An 18,076-nucleotide genomic window follows, 5' to 3' on the forward strand; every position below is an offset into this window, starting at 1 on the left:
CGCGTGGGTCATGCAGTGGATCAGAACTTGGCGCCGATCTCGAAGGTCACGGTGCGCGGCACGTACATGATGTCGCCGGTCTTGTTGATGCTGATGTTCGGATCGTACCGGCCGTTGCTGCCGAAGTCGTTGTAGACGTACGTGTTGTAGTTCTTGAAGTTGAAGGCGTTGAGCAGGTTCACGCGCGCCGACAGCTTGAAGTCCTTGTACACGGTGAAGTCCTTCGACGCCTGGAAGTCGACCGTGCGGTAGCCCCAGATCTTGCCGCCGACCAGGAACTTGCCATTGCCCGGCGGAATCGCCGCGACCTGCTGGCAGGTCGCACCATCGGGATCGGTGTGGCCATAGCACGCGATGGTGTTGATCGGCTCCGGCGTCGCCAGCACCACCTTGGCGCCGAAGGTCATCCCCCACGGACCGTCGATCGAGCCGGAGGCGACGAAGCGGTGGCCCGCCACGGCGTCGGACTTCACGAACGGATAGTCGTGGATGGTGGCCTTGTCGAAGCCGAAGGGCTCGTCGATGTTGCGGTTCTGGCGCGCATTGGTGTGCGTGTAGGACAGGGTCAGGCCCCAGCCGGATTCCTTGGTGTAGGGCTTCTCCGCCGACAGCAGCACCTGGGTGGTGCGCTGCTCCAGACCGTTCATGCCGATGATGGTGTTCTTGTACCCCGGCACCGGCTCGCCCCACGGCGCGCTGCCGTTCTCGAAGTACGCGCCGTTCGGGTAACGGTTGATCAGCGACATGGCGAAGCCGTCGTAGCTCAGGTTGCGCTGCACGGTCACGTCGGTCAGCCAGTCGCCGACCTGGTTGCTGATGCCGATGCTGTACTGGTCGCTGTACGGGGTCTTCAGATGGTTGTTGAACATGAACAGCTCGCCGCTGCCGCTGACGCCGGCGATGGCATTGAGATTGTCCATGCCGTTGAGGTACTTCGTATCCCACGGCACGCACACGCGATCGCTGCGGTAGCACTGGCCGGTGGCGGGATTCTGGAAGAACACCGCGACCGGCGACAGCGCCGCCTTGCTGGTTTCGTACGCCATCTGCTCGAACAGGTTGCGGTCGTAGGACCGCCCGGCACCGCCATGCAGCACGGCGGACTGGTCACCGAAGAAGTCGTAGGAGAAGCCCAGACGCGGCTGCCATGCATCCTTGAAGTTCTTGCGGTTGTGGCCGTTGCTGATGTAGTCGGCGGCATTGACGCCGCTCGGCAGCAGGCGGTTGGCCCAGGGCTGGCCCGGGTTGGCAGGATCGTCGGAATACAGCGCCTGCACGAAGGCGGCCGAGGTGACGAAGTCGGTGTAGGCCGGGTTGTCCTCGTAATCCCAGCGCACGCCGATGTTCAGCATCAGCTTGTCGTTGACCGCCCAGTCGTCCTGCAGGTAGATGCCGTACTGCTTGGCCTTGGTGGAGACCACCGCGCTCTGGCCCGGGGTGGCGTACGGCGAATAGAAGTCCACGCGATAGGGCGTGGCGGCGACACCGTTGGCGTCGACCGAGTAGCTGAACTGCGGGTTCAAGGAGGCGGCATCCTGCGCCGTCAGCTTGATGTCCTTGTAGTTCACGCCCATCTTGATGGTGTGGTCGCCATGCCACTGGAAGCTGGTGAAGGTCAGGTCGTTCTGCAGCGACCAGCCCTCCTGCTGGCGTTTCTGCACGCTGGCGCCACCGGCCGGTCCCGTGGACAGGAAGTTGTACTCGCCGATGTTCGGATCGGTGTAGTCCAGGTAGTTGTAGATGACGCCGTTGCCAACACTCATCGGCAACGGATCGTTGCGGCCGTCCTCGCGGCTGACGATCAATTCGTTGTACCAGGCATCGGCGCTGTGCGCCCAACGCAACGCGACGCGCTTGTCCTTGTTGATCTTGTCCAGACCGTGATCGGTCGCGTTCTGCCCGCCGACGTTGTCGGTCTGGGTTTCGTCGCGGACCTGGGCGCTCAGTTCGAAACGGTCGCGATCGGTCGGCTCGAAATCGATCTTGCCGAAGTACAGGTCTTCGGTGAACGGCAGGTTGGCCGCGCCGTACTGGCCGGACAGGTTCGCCGGCAGGAAACCGACATACGGTGCCGCCTTGGCGTCGGGATAGATCGTGCGCGGCACGACGTTGTCCTTGCCTTCGTAGGCGAAGAAGAAGTGCATGCGGTCCTGCAGGATCGGACCGCCGATCGCGAAGCCGTATTCCTTGGTCTGCGAGTCCACCTTCTTGCCCGTGGCTTCTTCGGCCGGGCTCTTGTCGCGCAGATCCTGGTCGGTATAGCGGTAGAACACCTCGCCGTGGAACTCGTTGGTACCGGACTTGGTCGCCGCGGTAACCGCCGCGCCGCTCACCTGGCCGAACTCGGCCTTGTAGTTGGAGGTGATGACCTTGTATTCGCCGATCGCCAGCTGCGGGAAGGGGTTGCCCTGGCTGTCGTTCTGCCCAGCGATACCCCCCTTGGCCACGTAGCTCTTCTGGCTGACGCCGTCGATGTAGAGGTTGCCGGCGCTGCTGTTGGAGGCGCCGCCGCGCAAGGTGGTGTGTCCCTGCGAATCGATCTGGAACACCATGCCCGGCACGGTGTCGGCGAACTCCAGGAAGTTGCGGGTGGCCTGCGGCAGCTGCTCGATCTGGTGCAGCGACACCACGTTGCCCACTTCCGAGGTCTTGACGTCCTTGAGCAACGGCGCGCTGACGGTGATGGTGTCCAGCGTGGTCGCATTGCCGCCGGCGGCCGGGGTGGCGGCATCGAGATCGACGGTGGACGAGGACGCCACCTGCAGGGTCACGGTCTTGGTGACGCCGTTGGCCTCGACCTTGTAGGTGCCCGGCGGCAGGCCGACCACGGTATAGCTGCCGTTGGCGGCGATCGGCGCGCGACGCACCGAGCCGGTGGCGATGTTGGTGACGGTGACCTCGCTGCCGGCCTGGGCCGCGGCGACCTGACCGCGCAAGGTCGCATTGCTGGACTGGGCCATCGCCGGCATCGTGGCGAACAGGCAGGTCGCCAGCGCGCAGCACAGCAGGCTGCGTGCGGGCAGGTTGGAAGCGGAACGCTGTTTCTTCATGACAAAAGCCCTCCCAGGGCGCTCAACAGGATCATTGTTGTGTTCTTTTAGGTGCTGCAAAAAAACGACATCGGTGCTGCATGCGTCGGTGTCAGTCCATGGCGGTCCCTCGCTTGGCACTGGAAGCACGAACGATGAGTTGCGGGGCGATCGCGCCGGCCGCCGCTGCCGCTGCCGCCGGCGCGGCGTGCGGCTCCAGTGCGGCGAGCAGCAGCTGCATGGCGCGCGCGCCGAAGCCGGCGATGTCCACGCGCATGGTCGTCAGGGCCGGATGCACGTAGCGCGCCATCGGCACGTCGTCGAAGCCGGCCAGGGCGATGTCCTCGGGCACGCGCAACCCGGCATGGGTGAAGGCGAACAGGCAGCCCAGGGCCATCATGTCGTTGGCGGCGAACACCACGTCCGGCCGCTGGCCTTGCAGCAGGGCTTCGCCGGCGCGGTAGCCGGAGGCCTCGTCGAAGGCACCGGGCAGCACCAGCGGCGCCACCTGCGGGCAGCACGCGCGCAGTTCGTCGCGGTAGCCGCGCAGGCGCTCGTGCGCGTCGAAGTTGTCGTCCGGCCCGGCGATGAAGGCGATGCGGCGATGGCCCACGTCCAGCAGGTGGCGGGTCATCGCGCGCGCGCCGCCGTAGTTGTCGACGTTGAGCACCTGCGCCTCGCCCAGGCGCTCGGCGCAGTTCATCAGCACCGTCGGCAGCGCGCCGGGCAGCATGTCGGCCGGGTCCTCGGCATCGCTGGCCAGGGACGGCGACATGATCAGCAAGCCGTCGACGCGGCCGGGCATGCGCCGCACCGCCAGCCGCTGCTGCTCCGGTTCGCCGTGATAGCTGGACACCAGCAGGTGCAGGCCACGCTCGCGCGCCACCGTGTCGATGCCGCGGATCAGTTCGGAGAAGAACTCGCCGTGCAGGTCCGGCAGCACCACGCCGATGGTGTGGGTGCGGCGGCTGCTCAGGCTGCGCGCGGCATGGTGCGGCACGTAGTGCAGGGTGCGCGCGGCTTCCAGCACCCGCGCGCGCACCGTCTCGGCCACGTGCTGGTGGCCGTTCATGGTGCGCGAGACGGTGGCCACCGAGACGTTGGCCAGGCGCGCCACGTCCTTGATGGTGATGTTGGCGCGCGGATCCGGCGCCGGGACGGGGGGTGGGCTCACCGGCGTGCCTCCAGGGTCCGGAACGGGGTGGACAGGGTCGCGGGGGACCGGTCGGACCCGCGCGTGGCGGCGCGCAGGCGCGGCGCGGAGGACGCGGTGTCGGTGCCCAGCGGCGCACGGGACGAACGGGCCGCCTGCCGATGCGCACGCGGCGGCCGGCGGCCGTCCTGCGCCTGCACCGGCGCCGTCATCGCAAGTCCGCACAGGACGGCAGACAGCACCCAGGGGCAGCGGCGCGCGCCACCGTGACCGAGCACTCGGATGATCTCAGACGAATATCGCACTGGGTCCCCCGGCCAGTACCGCCTCAATCGAGGTGGGCGGACGTTAGCAGCAACTGCAAGCGGTTACATGATGCGTCGCAACATGCGCAATCCCCTGGCACATCTGGCCACACGCCGACAAGCCTGTCCCGGGGGGGCCCAGCCGGGTCATGCAATGTCCTGCCGCGACAGGCCCACCCCTGGGTGCCTGCCGGGTCGCCCCCGCCCCGCCGACCCGCCCGGCTTGCCGGAATCGTCCGCGCCCAGCAAGATGCGGAACGTTTTGGGGAACGAGCCCGCACCATATGTCGTCCTGCCCGACCCGGGTCATCTCCTCACGCGCGCTGTGCGGCCTACTGTTGGCGATGCTCGCCCTGGCTGCGGGCGGGTGCACGCGCACGCCCGCCGAACTGCCCGGCGCCAGCGCCGAGCCGGCCGCGGCGGTGCGCACGCTGGCGCACGCGCTACAGCGCAACGACCTGCTCGGTTACGCCCACGCCGCAGTGCCGCCGGCCCAGTACCAGCGCCTGCAGCAGGCCTGGAGCGAGGATCGCAGCCGCTGGCCGCTGACCGAACTGCCGCTGGCCGAACGCCTGCCCGCGGTGCTCGACACCCTCGCCGCGCCCGGCGCCGAGCGCCAGCTGCAACGCGCCTTCGACGCGCAGTTCGGCGGCCAGGCGGCGAGCCTGAAGCAGGCGGCGCACTCGCTGGGCCTGTTCGGCGTGCAGTTCCTGCGCAACCAGGGCCATTACACGCCGGAACAGCGCGGCCACTACGTGCAGCTGGTGCAGGCGCTGAGCGCCTGGGCCGCGCGCGCGCCGTTGTCCGAGCGCAAGCGCGCCCAGGCGGCGATCGCACGGCTGTGCGCCGGCGCGCGCCGCACCGGCGTGCGCAGCGACGCCGACCTGCGCCGCCTGGGCATGGACGAGAGCCTGCGCCGGCTGGGCCCGTTCCTGGCCGACCTCAAGGCGGTGCTGGCCGACTACGGCCTGGACCTGGACGCCAGCGCCGGCGCGCTGCGCACCGGCCTGGTGAACCAGCAGGGCGACCAGGCCGTGGTGCGCATCCAGTACCCGCTGGACGGCGAACAGATCGACACCACCGCGGTCCTGGTGCGCCGCGACGGGCACTGGTACCTGCGCGACACCCTCAGCGAGGTGGAGGCGCTGCTGGCGGCCAGCGCCGGCGCCGCCGCCCCGGCCGCGGCACCCGCCGCCGACCCCGCCCCGCCGGCTAAGCGATAATGGCCCCGATGCCAGAACAAAATCCCCTCCCGTTCCCCGACGACGCCGCGGCTGCACGCGCGGCCGACGCGGCACCTGCACCCGCCGACGCCTCTCCGGCCGACCCGGGCGCCTCCCCCTCTCCGACCGCCGTTTCCTCCACCCTGCCGGTGGCTCCGGCGACGGCGCGCCAGGCCAAAGGGCCGCTGTGGGCGCGCCTGCTCGGCCGCCTGGCCGATCCCTGGCTGGGCCTGAAAATCGAGCCGGCCGAGCCCGGCCAGTACGACGACGGCCGCCCGGTGGTGTACGTGCTGGAGGACTACGGCCTGTCCAACGCGCTGATCCTGGACAAGGCCTGCCGCGAATCCGGCCTGCCCTCGCCGCTGGTGCCGCTGCCCGGCGATCCGCTGGGCCGCAAGCGCGCCTACCTGGCGCTGTCCCGGCGCAGCAGCAACCATGCGCTGCTGCCGGAGCAGCGCGGCGCCAAGACCCACTCCGACTCGCTGGCCAAGCTGCTGCAGGCGCACCGCGTGCGCCCGGACCTGGACATCCACCTGGTGCCGGTGTCGATCTTCGTCGGCCGCGCCCCGGACAAGCAGAGCGGCTGGTTCGCGGTGCTGTTCTCGGAAAACTGGGCGCTGGTGGGCAGCTTCCGGCGCCTGCTCGGCGTGCTGCTCAACGGCCGCAGCACCATCGTGCGCTTCGCCCCGCCGGTGTCGATGCGGCAGACGGTGGAGGAAGGCCTGCCGCCCGAACGCACCGTGCGCAAGCTGCAGCGGGTGCTGCGCACCCACTTCCGGCGCATCCGCGAGGCGGTGATCGGCCCGGACCTGTCGACCCGGCGCCTGCTGGTGGACCAGGTGCTGGCCGCCGAACCGGTGCGCGAGGCGATCGCCGCGCAGGCCAAGCGCGACAACAGCAAGCCGGTGGACGCGTGGCGCAAGGCGCATGCCTACGCCTGGGAGATCGCCGCCGACTATTCCAGCCCGGTGGTGCGCTCGGCCAGCTTCCTGCTCACCCACGTCTGGAACCGCATCTACGCCGGCGTGCTGGTCCACCACCTGGACAAGCTCAAGGACGCCGCGCCCGGGCACGAAGTGATCTACGTGCCCAGCCACCGCAGCCACATGGACTACCTGCTGCTGTCCTACCTGCTGTACGAACGCGGCATCGTGCCGCCGCACATCGTGGCCGGCATCAACCTCAACCTGCCGGTGGTCGGTACCTTGCTGCGCAAGGGCGGCGCGTTCTTCATCCGCCGCTCGATCAAGGGCAATGCGCTGTACTCGGCGGTGCTCAGCGAGTACGTGGCGCAACTGGTGGCCGGCGGCTATTCGATCGAGTACTTCGTCGAAGGCGGGCGCTCGCGCACCGGCCGCCTGCTGCAGCCCAAGGGCGGCATGATCGCGATGACCCTGCGCGCGTTCCTGCGCCAGCCGCGCAAGCCGGTGCTGTTCCAGCCGATCTACGTCGGCTACGAGAAGCTGATGGAGGGCAACAGCTACCTCGACGAGCTCAGCGGCCGGCCCAAGGAGAAGGAATCGATCTGGGCGCTGCTGTGGGGCATCCCCAAAGTGCTCAAGCAGAACTACGGCCAGGTGGTGGTGAACTTCGGCGAGCCGATCGCGCTGAGCCAGGTGCTGGCGCGGCGCGCGCCGGAATGGGACGGCCGGCCGCTGGACGAGGACGAGAAGCCGGCCTGGCTGAGCGGCACCGTCGATGCGCTGGCGCAGCAGATCCAGGTCCATATCAACGCCGCCGCCGACGTCAATCCGGTCAACCTGCTGGCGCTGGCGCTGCTGTCCACGCCCAAGCACGCCATGGGCGAGGCCGACCTGATCGCGCAGATCGAACTGTGCAAGAAGCTGCTGGTGGAGCTGCCGTACTCGGACCGGGTCACGGTGACCCCGCACTCGCCCGAGCGCATCATCGCCCATGCCGAAGAGATCAACGTGCTCACCCGCACGCCGCATCCGCTGGGCGACGTGCTCAGCGTCAACGGCGACAACGCGGTACTGCTGAGCTACTTCCGCAACAACGTACTGCACCTGTTCACCGCCTCCTCGTGGGTGGCGTGCTGCTTCCAGAACAACCGCCGCATGAGCCGCGCCGGCCTGCTGCGGCTGGGCCGCACCGTGTACCCGTTCCTGCAGGCGGAACTGTTCCTGCCGTGGAGCGAGGACGAATTCGCCGAGCGCATCGAGCGCACCATCGACGTGTTCGTGCGCGAGGGCCTGCTGCTGCAGCTCAACGAGGACGACGGCAGCGTGCTGGCGCGCAACACCGGCCAGACCGACGAGGTATTCCGCCTGCGCGCCATCGGTCACTCGCTGCAACAGGCCTTCGAGCGCTACTACATCGCCATCTCGGTGCTGGTGAAGAACGGCCCGGGCAAGCTCGGCGCCGGCGAACTGGAAAGCCTGTGCCAGCAGGCCGCACAACGCCTGAGCCTGCTGTACGCACCGGCCGCGCCGGAGTTCTTCGACAAGACCCTGTTCCGCGGCTTCATCCAGAAGCTGCGCGAACTGAAGCTGGTGTGGCCGGACGAGAACAGCAAGCTGGTGTTCGATGAGCGGCTGGATGCATGGGCGAAGGATGCCAAGTTCATTCTTGGCCGCGAGTTGCGCCACACCATCGAACGGGTCAGCCCGGAAGCGGCCAAGGTTGAGGAACCGCCGGTACCGCAGGATTGAGCCTGACGCCACCGCCGCGCGTGGCGCGATCGGAGGTCGGGTCCTGGCGCGTGGCGACGCGCCACAGACCCTAGGCGATTGGGGCACAGCGTCAGCGCAAATCCACCGCCTTTGCGAGCGTGGCAGCAGGACACTTGCTGCCAGCGTCGCGCAGTCGTCCACCCTTCGCCGCCTCCATACCCGCGCTATGGGAGAACGCCCAGACGATGGCTGCGGCATCGTAGCGGTTGAAGCCCAATGCCTGAGCACGTTCGTCCAGACGCCGGCATAGTTGCCCAGCAAGTCCCGCTTCGGCCACGCCCGTGCCTTTGCTCAAGTCGTCGAATGCGTTCAGGACGCCGCTGTCGGTAATCAACGCCTGCCGCAGCGTGAGGTTCTCGGCGACCGGAAAGTTCAACACCTCGCTCGGGTTGAGATCCAGGAATGCCACCTTGGCCTGTTGCTTGTGGTCGCACCGACCGTTCCCTGACGGGGCACATGCGGCAACATCGCTGAAGATCGAAATGATCGGTGTCGCGGCATATATCTGCCAGGTCCCGATGGATCGGGTCAGCGCGGTAGTCACTTCGTTCTTGCCCATCGGGAAATCGGCGTTGATGGTCACCAGCGGCCTGTCATCGGCCCAACTCGCCGGATCGAACTCGTTGCTGGACTTCTCCACCACCGCGTTGGAGAACAAGCCGGACAACGACTGCTCGACGAACTGTGATGCTTGATTCAGGCGCGGGGCATTGAGCGAGGTCAGCAGAGCGGATGTCGGCGCCACCAGTTCACTGGCAGTTTGCAGGATCGCCAGCAACTTTCCGCTCACCTGGTCTTTCCCTTTGGCCGATGCGTTGATGTTGGCCTCGACGCGTACCACGCTGTTGTTGCCAATCCGGAAGTAAGGGGTCAGCAACAATTTCCCGTTGAGTTCGGTCGTCCAAGATTCGCCGCGACTGAAGGTGCTCTCGTACGATGCCGAAGCCAACGTCGTGGTCGTAGTGATTGAGGGATTGCGCAGGTCGATCTTGACCGAAAGCACGCGCGCCAGTTCGCGTCCCGTCATCACGCGTTGCCAGGTCGGGCGGCTCTCTTGCGCATAGCAGCGGCGGACCTGGCATTTTTCTCGACTGTCCTTGCGATCAAGGTCAGGCAGCGGCTCATGCGGCGGATGAATGCCGACGACATAGAAGCGAGTATAGGCACCGAGCCGCGTCGATGCTGTCGTTGACGCCGCAGCCGGGGCGGCCATGGTGTCGATCCGCAACAACGGCAGCAGATTGACCGCAGGTCGTGGCTTATCTCCGGTCCGCCCTGACGTGGCACTTTGGGCTCCGACAGCAGCTGTCGACGAGGAAGCTCGGCTGTCGGAATTGTGCGTGGAAGCGGGCGTGGCCGGCGCACTCTCAGCAGGCGCCTCGACAAGCGGCAATGGGGGTAGGGCGGACTCCGCAGGCACCTCGACAACCGGCAAGGGAGGCGGGGCAGGCGTTGCTGGCGCCTCGGCAACCGGCGAGGGGTGGGATGGCGATGTGCCAGTCGGTCGAATCCCAGCACAGCCGGTGACAGCCGACACCAGCAACAGCCCCCCGAGAAGCTCGTGAAACTGACGCGTTCCACAGCGATCGGCGACTTCCGAGTCCTTGCGCATATGCCTGCTCCCGATGAAAGCCCCTGATGGAAGGTCGGGATGTTCCGGCATCCAACCTCAACTCCGGCATACCGCTGTCCCGGAACCCCCGCACCGATCCTGAAGTACGCCTCCCAGGAGAGCAGGCCCCATCCGGGGCTTGACAAGGCGCAAGTTGCAGATCTGGCGAATCCGTTATGTACTGTCGGCGCATCTCCGCAGGGGCGCCGCCTGACGGCGCGGAGTGAGGACGCGACCATGGACAGGCACGAACCGCTTTGGCGACTACTGGAGCCGTTGTACGACTCGCTCTACGACAGCGGGCAACTGGCCGAATTCAGCCAGCGGCTGGCCACTGCGACCGATAGCCATATCGCGGCGGTGATGACGCACGACGCGGGCGGAAACGGAGGTCGCCTGGATCTGCTGCTCGGCGCCGATCCCGATTTCGTACGACGCTACGAACAGGAGATCGCCAGCGAGAACGTGTGGATGCAACACGGCGATGCGGTGCTGCGTACCGGCGCCGTCTGCGACAGCGATACGGTCGTGCCGCGCGGCCTGCTCCGGCGGACGCGCTACTACCAGGACTACCTGCGCCTGTCGGAGATCGAACAGTCGGTGGCGCTCTGCGCCTACCGCGACCGCGACACGGTCGTGGTGGCGACCATGAGCAGGTCGGGTCGCCTGCCACCCTACAGTGCGCAAGACATGGCGCTGTTTCGCCAGGTCGCGCCGCATTGGGTCAATGTCTACGCGTTGCACCGCCGACTGGCGGAGACGGAAGCGCGAGCGCAATCGCTGGATGCGATGCTGGACCGGTTGTCCAGCGCCGCCTTCCTGCTCGAGGCCGATGGCCGCGTCATCCATGGCAACGCGGCCGCGCACCGACTGCAAGCAGAGGGTGCCTTGCAGTGCCGTGGCGGCGCGCTGGCATGCCGCGACCAGACCAACGGCCAGCAGCTGCGGACGCTGTTGCTGCGCTGTGCCAATCCCGCCTCCGCCGACGGCAGGCCTTGCCAGGGCCTGCTCAGACATGCGGACGGAACGGCCGCGCTGGCGCTGTCCGCGCATCGTCTGCCCAGCGCACGGCAGCGCGCGCGCGTGCTGCTATTCGTCAGCGATCTGCAACCGGCCACCGACCTACGGTCGCGGCTTCGGCAGTTGTTCCAACTCACCCCTGCCGAAGCGACCTTGGCGCAGGCGCTGTATGTCTACGCGGATCTGAACGACGCCGCACAACGCTGCGGCATCACCGCCGCCACCGCGCGCACCCGCATGAAGGCGATCTATGCCAAGACCGGAGAAGCCGGACAGGTGGCGCTGATGCGTCTGTTGGCCGGACTGGCGCATGCGTTCGAGAAGGAGGGCGCGCGGACCATGCCAACCATCGCCCACGAGAACCGGGGTAAATGACTTCCGACCTGCGAGCATGCTCGTGACTTCCTGCGATGCACGTAGCCCCCTTCCTCTCGCTGGCACTGCTCGCCGCCGCCCGTGGATCCGCGTGGGCCGACCAGGACGACTAGGGCGGGAAGCACGACCATCTGCCGCAGGTATCCTCGCGCCGGTGCGCTCCGAGCACGCCATTCAACGTGCTGGCCGACGGCGGCGGCACGTGCTCTGGCAGATCGTGACGGGCCGCGCGGACGCCATCGGCGACCACGCCGACCGCAGGGACGCCGCCCTCGAGGCGCGGCTGGATGCGCTGCAGCCGGCATTGGCGTCTCGCGATCGCGGCCAGCCCTTGCGCCTGCTCGCCGCCACCCAGGACGGTGCACGCGGGCAGAGCACCGCCGCGCGCATCACCACCGAGCATGCCCCGCGCGGCAACGGGGTCGCGGTACCGTCGGTCCTGCAGCATTGAGTCCGACGCCGCAGCGCGTGTCGCGATACGAGGAGGTGGAATCCTGGCGCGCTACTCCCACCGCAGCGCGGCTCAGGCGTCGAACAGATCCCCGGTGCGCGGCCCTGCCTCCGCCGCATCGGGCGGATAGACCAGTTGCCCCTGCGCGTCGCTGCGCGCGGCCGGGTTGAGCATGGCCGGTTCCTGGCGGCCGACGTCGACCAGGTGCACCACCGGGTGGCCATGGTGCAGCAGGTGGTCGCAGATGATCTGGCGGTGGCATTGCCGCCAGTACGCCTCGGCGCACATGACCGCGCACGCGCCGTCCTCGCCGAAGGCCTGCAACGCGGTCAAGGCCTCGGCGAATTCGTTGCCCAGCGCGTAGTCGGCGTAGTGGTGGAAGCCGACGCTGCGCCAGTGGCCGTTGCGCTGCGGATCGACGCCCGGCTGCTTGCCGCGGCGCCCGCCCAGGGCGCGGAAATGCCGGTAGACGATGCCCGCGGCGGCCAGCGCCGGCGCCAGCGCGCTGCCGTCGAACTGCGGGAACCGCCGCGAGTAGGGAAAGGCGCGCACGTCGGCGAGGCGGGTGACGCCGGCGCCGCGCAGGATCTGCAGGAAGGTCTCCAGGCTGCGCGTGGAATGGCCGACGCTGAAGAAGGTCGCCGCGCTCACGCCGGTTCGTCGGGGATCAGCAGATGCTCCAGGCGCATGATGCAGTCCTTCAGTTGCAGCTTGCGCTTCTTCAGCCGCTTGGCTTCCAGCTCGTCGTCCAGATTGGCCGGGATGCGCTGCAGCTGCTCGTCGAGCGCGCGATGCTCGCGACGCAGGGCGTCGATGCGCAGGGAGATCTCGGCGGGCGTCAGGGTGTCCACGAGGTTCGAGCATACACAGGCCACTGGTCCGCCGTCACCGTGCACCGCGCCGCTATGCCGGGCGCAGGCCAGCCGGCACAATGCGCGCGGGGGCCGCGGCGGAGGCGGCCCCCTCCCACCCTCGTGCCACCCGCGGCAGGATCGCCGCGCCGAAAGGAGTCAGCATGCGTTCGTTCCGTTCCCCGTTCGTTCTCGCCCTCGCCCTGGCAGCGGCCCTGCCGCACCTGGCCGCTGCGGCCGATCCCAAGTTCTCCGGCTTCCTGTGCTGCAACATGCGCAGCGACGGCAGCTGGATCAGCGACAGCAACTACGCCGAAGACGGCAAGCGGGTGATCCCGGCCGGCACGCCGGTGCAGGTGACCGGCTACGGCCGCTACCGGGTCAATGTGCTGATCGACGGCAAGAAGCAGTCGATCGGCAACGACTACAGCCGCGACCTCGGCAACGAGGCCTTCGCCCAGCGCTACGTGGTCGCGCAGGATCCCAAGACGAAACTGGCGGCCTACCCGCCGAAGATCCGCGAGGCGATCGCCGCCGGCCGCGTGACCAAGGGCATGACCCGCGAGCAGGTGCTGATGGCGCTGGGCTATCCGATCAGCAGCGAGAATCCGAACCTGGACGCGCCGCTGTGGCGCTACTGGCTCGGCAGCTTCAGCGAGTTCCAGGTGTCCTTCGACGGCACCGGCAAGGTCGACAAGGTCACCGCCGATCCGCAGACCCAGAACCTGGTCTGGCAGCCGTAACCCTGGCGCGCAACCACGCGCCATCGCGCCGCGCTCCCAACCCGGCGGCGCGCACCTCGTGCCATGGTCGCGGCCTGCCGCGACCCTGGCACAACCGAGGCCACGGCGCCGGCAGGACGCGCGCTGCTGCGCTCAGCGGCTCAGCACCTGCGGAGAATCAGCCCGCATCGGCGCCTGCTGCGAGAGGCCTGCATGGCCTCGTCTTGCACGCGCACTTGGCCCACGCTCGGCGCTGCACCACGACGGAACAGCAGCTGGCCGGGGCCCGACGGACACCGGCGGTTGCCATGAAACATCGTCGCGACCATGGGCCGCGTTCCTGCGAACGCACGCTGCGACCAGCAGCGCGCACCGGCTCGGCGTCCCTAGCAGGCGTGTTCGACCTGCAACGGGGCCACCCGCTGCGGACCACGCCTGGAGGGCAAGGCACCGGCCGTGCCCAGGGGCTTGGCCTGGCTCGGCGCCGCCAGGTCCGCGTTGCCGCCGGACAGGATGAACATCTTCACCGCGTCGCCGAGCTGGATGGCCTGCTCCTCCATCGCCTGGGCCGCCGCCGAGGCTTCTTCCACCATGGCGGCGTTTTGCTGGGTGGTCTGGTCCATGTGGGTGATGGTCTGAGTGACCTGTTCGATGCCGCTCGACTGCTCCTGCGAGGCGGCCGAGATCTCGGTCATGAAGTCGGTCACGCGCTGCACGCTGACGACGATCTCGTGCATGGTGCTGCCGGCGCTGTTGACCAGCTGCGCGCCTGCGTCCACCTTGCTCACCGAGTCGTCGATCAGCTGCTTGATCTCCTTGGCGGCCTCGGCCGAACGCTGCGCCAGCACCCGCACTTCGCTGGCGACCACGGCAAAACCACGGCCCTGCTCGCCGGCGCGCGCCGCCTCCACCGCGGCGTTGAGCGCGAGGATATTGGTCTGGAAGGCGATGCCGTCGATCACGCTGATGATGTCGGCGATCCGGCTGGACGAGGTCTGGATGTCGTTCATCGTGTCGATGACCTCGGCCACCACCGTGCCGCCTTGCGACGCCACCGCGGTCGCGCCGATGGCCAACTGATTGGCCTGGCTGGCGCGTTCGGCATTTTGGCGCACGGTGGAGGTCAGCTCTTCCATCGAGGCGGCGGTTTCCTCCAGGCTGGCCGCCTGCTGCTCGGTGCGGCGCGACAGATCGGCGTTGCCGGCGGCGATCTCGCCGGCGGCGCCGGTGATCTGCCCGGACGCATGCTGGATGCGGCCGACGATCTGGGTCAGCTGGGCCACGGTGGCATCGGCATCGTCGCGCATTTGCGCGAACACGCCCTCGAACTGTCCCTCCATACGCGTGGTCAGGTCGCCGCGGGCGATGTCCTGCAGCAGCCTGGACAGCGCCTGCAGATTGCCGTCGGTGGTGGCCATCAACTGGTTCAACCCTTCGACCATGTCGCGGAAGTCGTACTGGAAGCGCGCGGTGTCGCCGCGCACGGCGAAGTCGCCGGCGGCCGCGGCGTCGACCAGCCGTCCGATCTCGGCATGCATCGCCGACAGATTGCGCTTGACCTGGTCCATGGTCTCGGTGAGCGCGGCCTGCTCGCCGGGCAGGCGATCCATGTCCTGCGACAGGTCGCCGATCGCATAGCGCCCCATGATCTCGAGCAGGCGCTGCTGGAGGTTCACGTGCATGTCAAGCAACGCATTGCTCTCCCCCACCATGCGCCCGTACTCGCCGGGGAACGCGTGTTCGTCCATGCGCTGGCTGACGTCGCCGCGCTCGTGGTGTCTGGCCACCTGCGACTGCGCCGCCATCACCGCCTGCAGCTGCGTCTGCATGCGGTCCATGCTGGTCAGCAGGCGGCCGGTCTCGTCCTTGGGCTGCGGCGGGATCCGATGGTCCAGCCGGCCCTGGGCGATGGATTCGGCGATTTCGGTAGCGTTCCCGAGCGGCCCGGCCAGGCTGCGGGTGATCAGCACGCTCAAGGTCGCGCCGAGCACTGCCGCCAGCAGGCCGAATCCGATCAAGGCACGATTGCTGAACACCAGGGCCGCCTGGATCTGCTCGGAGCTGAGCGCGTTCTGCCGGATCTGCAGATCGACCGCGTTCTGGATCACCTCCACGCGCCGCGCCAGCAACGGCGCGGCATCGCCGTACAGCAGCTGCCTGGCTGCCTCGATCTCGCCGGAACTGGCCAGCGCCAGCACCCGGCTGTTGACCGAGCGTGCTGCCGCCTGCGCGGCCTGGATCTCCTTCCGCATGGCCAGCCCTTCCGCCGTGCCCGGCAGCGCGTCCAGGGCCTTGCGACGGCGGTCGTTGTCGGCGCGGATCTCCTGGATCTTGGCGACGAGCGCCGGGCGCTTGTCGGCCGGCGACAGCATCATGTCGCGCAGGTAGCGCTCCGCGCTCATGTTGTTGCGCAGCATGGTGTACAGCAGTTCGGTCTTCAGATTGTTCTCGTGGACGATCTTGTCGACCGCCTGGCGCACGTTGTGGAACTGGTAGAGCGCCAGGGTAGAGGAAGCGCCAAGCAGCACGATCAGCAGGCCGAACGACAGCGCAAGGCGCTGACTCACCTTGAAGGAGTGAAAGAAGTGCATTGGGGGGGGGATTCGCGAGGGGGGGTACTTCTATCGGTATCGACATCGCGAACTTGACCCCCGGCGAGCGACCCAAGTCGCAAATTCGGAAAGCCGCATGCGCAGACGTCGCCGGCGCCGCCGATGCGCAGCATGGAAAATGCGTCACCGTGCACACCGTATCGCACGCGGCGCGCGCGGCAGGCTCAACCGCAGGTGGCACACGCCGTACAGCGCGTCATGCCTGCAATGGCGAGGTCTGCGCGGCGTCGGCCGCAGCCTCGCACACGGCGCCAGGCGCAGCGGATAGCGTGCGGCGCATGCCGAGCGCACGGTCGCGGCGCGATCGCGCGACGTGACCTCCGCATGCGGCACGGACTGGTCTGCGCCCCGACACCAGCGTGCCGGGCGGCACGACTGCACCGTCGCGCCGCCCGGTGCCGGATCGTCGCATCGGCGCAAGAAGCGCGGCTACGCTACAGCGTGTCCAGGCGTTCGCGCAGGTGCTGCGCGTGCGCGCGCAAAGCCTGCACGTGCGCGGCCGGCAGCGTGTCGAGCTGGCGGTACACCACGTCCAGGCGGCGATTGCGGCCCAGCGTATGCTGGTGCCGCGCGAAGAAGTCCCAGTACAGCGCGTTGTACGGACACGCACGCGCGCCGGTCTTCCGCTTGCGGTCGTAGCGGCAGCCCTGGCAGTAGTCGCTCATGCGGTCGATGTAGGCCGCGCTGCTGACATAGGGTTTGGTCGCGAGCAGGCCGCCGTCGGCGAACTGGCTCATGCCCACGGTGTTGGGCAGTTCGACCCATTCGAACGCGTCGATGTAGACGCCCAGGTACCAGCGGTGCACCGCAGCCGGATCCAGGCCGGCCAGCAGCGCGAAGTTGCCGATGACCATCAGCCGCTGGATATGGTGCGCGTACGCATCCTGCAGGGACTGGCCGATGGCGTGCTGCAGGCAGCGCATGTGCGTGTCGCCGGTCCAGAACCAGGCCGGCAGTGGCGTGTCGTGGCCGAGCGCATTGCGCGCTGCGTAGCCGGGCATATGCGTCCAGTAGATGCCGCGCACGTACTCGCGCCAGCCCAGAATCTGCCGCACGAAGCCCTCCACCGCCGCCAGCGGCGCAGCGCCGGCGGCGTAGGCGGCCAGCGCGTGCTGCACCAGTTCCTGCGGCCGCAACATCTTGGTGTTCAGGGCGAAGGAGAGCTGCGAATGGAATAGGCGCGGACTGCGCGTGCTCATCGCATCTTCGTAGCGGCCGAAGTGCGGCAGGGCGTCGGCGATGAAGCGATCGAGACAGGCCAGCGCCTCGGCGCGGTTCAACGGCCAGCGCACCGCGTCCGCCTGCGGCTGGCCGAAGCTGGCGACACCGGCGGCCTGGATGCTGGCCCACAGCGCGCGGTGATCGTGGCTCGGGCGCGTATCCGGCGGCGGCGCCGGTTCGCCATGCCAAGGCTGGCGATTGTCGTGGTCGTAGTTCCACTGCCCGCCTTCCGGCGTGCCGTCCGCGGCCAGCAGGATCCGGTGGCGCTTGCGCATGTGCCGGTAGAAGTGCTCCATCAGCCACTGCGGGCGCCCGCCGAAAAACTCCGCCAGTTCGCCGCGGCGGGTGTAGAAGTGCGCACTGTCCACCGCTTCGGTGGCGAAGGCCTGCGTCGCACTCCACTGTCGCAGTTGCTGGTCCAGGCGCCATTCGTCGGGGTCCTGGTACTGCGGGCGCTGCGCTCCGTAGTGCGTCATCAGCGCAGCGAGATTGGCGGGGATGGACTGGCGGTTGCTGGCGGCGTCGATTGCCACGTAGCGCACGCGATGGCCGGCGCTGCGTAGGTGCCGGGCGAAATCGCGCATGGCGGCGAACACCGCCAGGATCTTCTGCGCGTGGTGCAGGACGTAGTCGGTCTCCTGCCGCACTTCCATCAGCACATAGACCACGCCGGGATCGCGCACGTCGAACCAGGCATGGTCGGGATCGAGCTGGTCGCCCAGCACCAGGCGCAAGGTGTGGGCGGTGGACGGCTGCGGAGTCATGCTGCGCAGCAAGCCTGCGGCCAAACCAGGCGACCGCGCGGCACC

The 18,076-nt window shown here is 68.2% G+C and carries 12 protein-coding genes; 5 read left to right on the top strand and 7 right to left on the bottom strand.

The features are described 5' to 3' along the window. Nucleotides 1-20: 20 nt before the first annotated feature. Together NKJ47_RS00610 and NKJ47_RS00615 are read right to left on the bottom strand one after the other, a co-directional pair. Nucleotides 21-3,050, bottom strand: coding sequence for a TonB-dependent receptor (locus NKJ47_RS00610; RefSeq protein WP_254459658.1), 3,030 nt, complete (start codon nucleotides 3,048-3,050; stop codon nucleotides 21-23). 91 nt (nucleotides 3,051-3,141) lie between these two features. Continuing rightward, nucleotides 3,142-4,203 carry a LacI family DNA-binding transcriptional regulator gene (locus NKJ47_RS00615; protein WP_254459659.1) on the bottom strand — a complete coding sequence of 354 codons (1,062 nt, stop codon included), beginning with the start codon at nucleotides 4,201-4,203 and terminating at the stop codon, nucleotides 3,142-3,144. Between the two features lie 568 nt (nucleotides 4,204-4,771). Between NKJ47_RS00615 and NKJ47_RS00620 the strand changes: the two genes are divergently transcribed. After that, nucleotides 4,772-5,710 carry a hypothetical protein gene (locus tag NKJ47_RS00620; RefSeq protein ID WP_254459660.1) on the top strand — a complete coding sequence of 313 codons (939 nt, stop codon included), beginning with the start codon at nucleotides 4,772-4,774 and terminating at the stop codon, nucleotides 5,708-5,710. After that, nucleotides 5,710-8,382: a glycerol-3-phosphate 1-O-acyltransferase PlsB gene (plsB, locus tag NKJ47_RS00625; protein ID WP_254459661.1), complete on the top strand. Its 2,673-nt coding sequence runs from the start codon at nucleotides 5,710-5,712 to the stop codon at nucleotides 8,380-8,382. The genes NKJ47_RS00620 and plsB overlap by 1 nt, the downstream gene beginning before the upstream one ends. Nucleotides 8,383-8,473: 91 nt before the next feature. Here the strand turns inward: plsB and NKJ47_RS00630 are convergent, their stop codons facing one another. After that, nucleotides 8,474-9,616, bottom strand: coding sequence for a hypothetical protein (locus NKJ47_RS00630; protein ID WP_254459662.1), 1,143 nt, complete (start codon nucleotides 9,614-9,616; stop codon nucleotides 8,474-8,476). Between the two features lie 636 nt (nucleotides 9,617-10,252). Between NKJ47_RS00630 and NKJ47_RS00635 the strand changes: the two genes are divergently transcribed. Both NKJ47_RS00635 and NKJ47_RS00640 read left to right on the top strand, forming a co-directional pair. Next, complete coding sequence (locus NKJ47_RS00635; RefSeq protein WP_254459663.1) at nucleotides 10,253-11,410, top strand: helix-turn-helix transcriptional regulator; 1,158 nt, start codon at nucleotides 10,253-10,255, stop codon at nucleotides 11,408-11,410. A gap of 202 nt (nucleotides 11,411-11,612) precedes the next feature. After that, nucleotides 11,613-11,861 (top strand): hypothetical protein, encoded by a 249-nt coding sequence (locus NKJ47_RS00640; protein WP_254459664.1) that lies wholly within the window; start codon nucleotides 11,613-11,615, stop codon nucleotides 11,859-11,861. A gap of 72 nt (nucleotides 11,862-11,933) precedes the next feature. Here NKJ47_RS00640 and NKJ47_RS00645 read toward each other — a convergent pair whose 3' ends face one another. After that, entirely contained in the window at nucleotides 11,934-12,512 is a 579-nt protein-coding gene (locus NKJ47_RS00645; RefSeq protein ID WP_254459665.1) for a DUF488 family protein, read from the bottom strand. Beyond that, nucleotides 12,509-12,712 (bottom strand): YdcH family protein, encoded by a 204-nt coding sequence (locus NKJ47_RS00650; RefSeq protein ID WP_010342388.1) that lies wholly within the window; start codon nucleotides 12,710-12,712, stop codon nucleotides 12,509-12,511. Before NKJ47_RS00650 ends, NKJ47_RS00645 begins: the two co-directional genes overlap by 4 nt. Nucleotides 12,713-12,876: 164 nt before the next feature. Here NKJ47_RS00650 and NKJ47_RS00655 point away from each other — a divergent pair, with 164 nt between their 5' ends. Then, nucleotides 12,877-13,455 carry a hypothetical protein gene (locus NKJ47_RS00655; RefSeq protein WP_254459666.1) on the top strand — a complete coding sequence of 193 codons (579 nt, stop codon included), beginning with the start codon at nucleotides 12,877-12,879 and terminating at the stop codon, nucleotides 13,453-13,455. Between the two features lie 365 nt (nucleotides 13,456-13,820). Here the strand turns inward: NKJ47_RS00655 and NKJ47_RS00660 are convergent, their stop codons facing one another. Both NKJ47_RS00660 and NKJ47_RS00665 read right to left on the bottom strand, forming a co-directional pair. After that, a complete protein-coding gene (locus NKJ47_RS00660; protein WP_343237522.1) occupies nucleotides 13,821-16,025 on the bottom strand; it encodes a methyl-accepting chemotaxis protein in 2,205 nt (734 codons plus the stop codon). Between the two features lie 455 nt (nucleotides 16,026-16,480). Further along, on the bottom strand, nucleotides 16,481-18,031 hold the full coding sequence (locus tag NKJ47_RS00665) for a cryptochrome/photolyase family protein (RefSeq protein ID WP_254459668.1): 1,551 nt from the start codon (nucleotides 18,029-18,031) through the stop codon (nucleotides 16,481-16,483). Nucleotides 18,032-18,076 lie beyond the last annotated feature (45 nt).

This window comes from Xanthomonas sacchari, assembly GCF_024266585.1.
GTDB classification, from domain to species: domain Bacteria; phylum Pseudomonadota; class Gammaproteobacteria; order Xanthomonadales; family Xanthomonadaceae; genus Xanthomonas_A; species Xanthomonas_A sacchari_C.

Excerpts from the sequence above, each read along its gene's own strand:
- NKJ47_RS00660 (WP_343237522.1), bottom strand. The coding sequence starts at position 16,025 with ATGCACTTCTTTCACTCCTTCAAGGTGAGTCAGCGCCTTGCGCTGTCG.
- plsB (WP_254459661.1), top strand. The coding sequence starts at position 5,710 with ATGGCCCCGATGCCAGAACAAAATCCCCTCCCGTTCCCCGACGACGCC.
- NKJ47_RS00655 (WP_254459666.1), top strand. The coding sequence starts at position 12,877 with ATGCGTTCGTTCCGTTCCCCGTTCGTTCTCGCCCTCGCCCTGGCAGCG.
- NKJ47_RS00635 (WP_254459663.1), top strand. The coding sequence starts at position 10,253 with ATGGACAGGCACGAACCGCTTTGGCGACTACTGGAGCCGTTGTACGAC.
- NKJ47_RS00610 (WP_254459658.1), bottom strand. The coding sequence starts at position 3,050 with ATGAAGAAACAGCGTTCCGCTTCCAACCTGCCCGCACGCAGCCTGCTG.
- NKJ47_RS00620 (WP_254459660.1), top strand. The coding sequence starts at position 4,772 with ATGTCGTCCTGCCCGACCCGGGTCATCTCCTCACGCGCGCTGTGCGGC.
- NKJ47_RS00630 (WP_254459662.1), bottom strand. The coding sequence starts at position 9,616 with ATGGCCGCCCCGGCTGCGGCGTCAACGACAGCATCGACGCGGCTCGGT.
- NKJ47_RS00665 (WP_254459668.1), bottom strand. The coding sequence starts at position 18,031 with ATGACTCCGCAGCCGTCCACCGCCCACACCTTGCGCCTGGTGCTGGGC.